Raw genomic sequence first — 3,015 nt, 5'->3', positions numbered from 1 at the left:
AGTGCTAAAGAATTTACTACTGCACAAATGACAACAACAAATAGTAATTTAAGTAAAGCTACAAGTGAAATTAATATTTTAAAAGAACAGATAAATACTAAAGTAGGACAAGTTGATGTAGAAAATAGTATTATAAAAGCTAAAACAGAAAACTATGGATATGCATATAAAAAAGATATTATTGTATTTGGTGATTATAATTTATATTATCCAGTAGTTATAAAAGGTGGAAATCAAAATGTAAAAAGAAAGATTTTTATAAATAGAAGTTATTGGGAGCAAGCTCCTTCAGAATGGAATCCTGATTTAGCAACACATCATGGTGGATTAGAACTTTTAATAAGTGCTAATTTTGGTGGTTGGGGAGGCGCTAATTACTCTTGGAATATTTATGATTTAGAAGAAATGTATTCAAGAATGTTTGCAGGTGCAGTCAATTGTGCATCTAATATGGCTTTTGCTATCTTTTTAAGGGGTGGTGGAAAGAATGGTGCAATATATCATTTGTATTCTGACCAACCATTAGATAGTAGTATAGGTTGGGAAAAAGAAGATATTCCAAAACCTACATCACCACAAATAGCTTATAACGGAGAAATGATTTCTTTTTATAAGCCAGCTTATGAATTTTACGCTCCTAAACCTAGAACAATTACACCTGAAGTTGAAGAGGAAATTAAAAAAAGAAAATTTATTCAATTAACACAAGACAATGCAACAGAAATTACAATTGCTAATAACAAGATTAATGATGTATCTACAAAATTAACTCAAACTAAAGATAGTTTACAAGCTAGTGTTAATAGTTTAAATTCTACTACACAAACAATAACAACTAACTTAACTAATACAACTAATGATTTAAGTAATAAGATAAATACAGCTAAAACAGATGCTATTAATAGTTCTAAGAGTTATGCTGATAATAAAAAGAATGAAGCTATTACAAGTGCTAATTCATATACTAATTCAGCAAAACAACAGGCTATAGATTCAGCTAATAGTCATGCTAATTCAGTTGCAGAGCAAAAGAAAAATGAAGCAATAGTCGGTGCTAGAAAAATCCCTGATACTAGAAATGACAATCAAACTCCAGATTGGTATATGGTGAATTATCCAAGACAAACAATAACAGAGTTTAAACTTGCTAGTTCTATAAAAATACCAAATAGTAATTTTTATGGAACTTTAGAAACAAAAGTACCTTGGGATAATAGCTCTGGTGGTTATCCTACTCAAATATTTAGAAGTAGTGATAATCCTACTTATCAAAGACATGGATTAAATAATACTGATTGGAGCGAATGGGAACAGATAGAAGATACTCAAGGATCACAATCAAAGGCGGATAGTGCTTTAAATAATGCTAAGACTTATACTAACGCTCAAATAACAACAGTAAATACAAGAGTATCTAATGCAGAAAGTTCTATTAATGTTTTAAAAGGTCAAATCTCAACTAAAGTAAGTCAAAGTGATATTGATAAAACAGTAAATAATATTCAGATTGGTGGAAGAAATTTATTAAGACACTCAAACTTATTTAATGCAGGTGGAGGTGCTAATGGAATAAGTTCAAAGATAAATCCAGACGGAACTTTATCTATAACCGCAATAAAAGGAAATGGTAATTGGTTTACTGGTTTTATAAAGACTTATGTAGGAATAGAAGATAATTTAAATGAAGGTGATTATTTTACAATTTCTTTTACAATGAAATCTGAAGATACTACAAGTAAGCCAAATATTTATCTTAAAAATGGAATTGGTTATTGTCCGCTTGAAGGAACTCTAAGTAATGAATACTCAAAATTATATTATACTGGTATTTGGAGAAAAAATAATCAAATAGCCATTCATTTAGGATTTGTAAATGTAGTAGGCACAATTCAAATACTTAACTGTAAAGTCGAAAAAGGTAATAAAGCTACCGATTGGACACCTGCACCTGAAGATATAGGAGAAGAAATTAAAGATAATATAACTACAGTAACAGAGAAAATTAATACAGTAGAAAGTACATTAACACAAAAAACAAATAATATAAATGCAACAGTAAGTAGTGTACAAAGTATATTAAATACTAAAGCTGATGGAAGTACAGTAAGTTCTATGCAAAGTCAATTAAGTAGCTTAAATATAGGATTAAATGGAATTAAGTTAGAAGTAGCAAATAAAACTGATAAAGGTTCTATTATTAGTGCTATAAATCAATCAGCAGAAAATATTTCAATAAATGCTAGCAAGATAAATTTAAATGGAGCAACAACATTTGCAAAGAGTACAGGATTTAGAGCAATAGAAATAAATAATGCTATAATAAGTTTTTTTGATTGGGAAGGAAGTGAAAGAAGTAGCCCAGTAGGAGCAATTTATTCTACTAGAACTGATAGAGATGCTAGAAAGCCAGGTATAGCAATAGGTCATGAAGAAAATTCAACTTTTGATATAGTTTTTAAAAAAGATAATAAAAGTTATTCATTTGTTACTTTTGACAACGACAATATCCTTGAAACAGGATTTCCTATAGCATTTCATAAAGAAATTAGCCTTTGCGGCTACGTTTTGTGGCTTGGAAAAACAAGAAGAAATAGTATGTATGAAAATGGTGATGGCAACTTTAGTATAAGAACAGCACATGGATTAAAAATAGTGGATAAAGATAATGGAACTTTGACAGCTGATTTAGATGCAAATTACACAGGATTTAGTAAATGGGATCATAAATATTTTTATGCGATATTTAAGCCTGATGAATTTAACTTAAGCAACGGAAAGGGACGATCATATTTTTGGACTGAACAAGGCAACTCAAATATTTATACTGGTAGTGGAATTAATATGAAGATACAAGGAGATTTAACTGTTACTGGTAGAAAAAATAGAATAGTTAAAGATACCATTTATGGAGATTTAGCTCTTAATGCAGTAGAAAGCACAGAATGTTGGTTTACAGATATGCTTATAGAGCAAAGTAGAACAGATGCTAACGGTGATTGTATAATATGGTTTGAT

Annotated in this window: 1 protein-coding gene; it reads left to right on the top strand. The window is 29.5% G+C overall.

Translation table 11 applies throughout. The annotated features are described in order from the left end of the window. The coding region (locus O212_RS16640) for a hypothetical protein (RefSeq protein WP_029699156.1) at positions 1-3,015 on the top strand (3,015 nt) is incomplete at both ends.

The sequence above is a fragment of the Clostridium sp. Ade.TY genome (genome assembly GCF_000498355.1).
Taxonomy (GTDB): domain Bacteria; phylum Bacillota; class Clostridia; order Clostridiales; family Clostridiaceae; genus Clostridium.
This window is presented reverse-complemented; position numbering and strand designations above follow the sequence as displayed.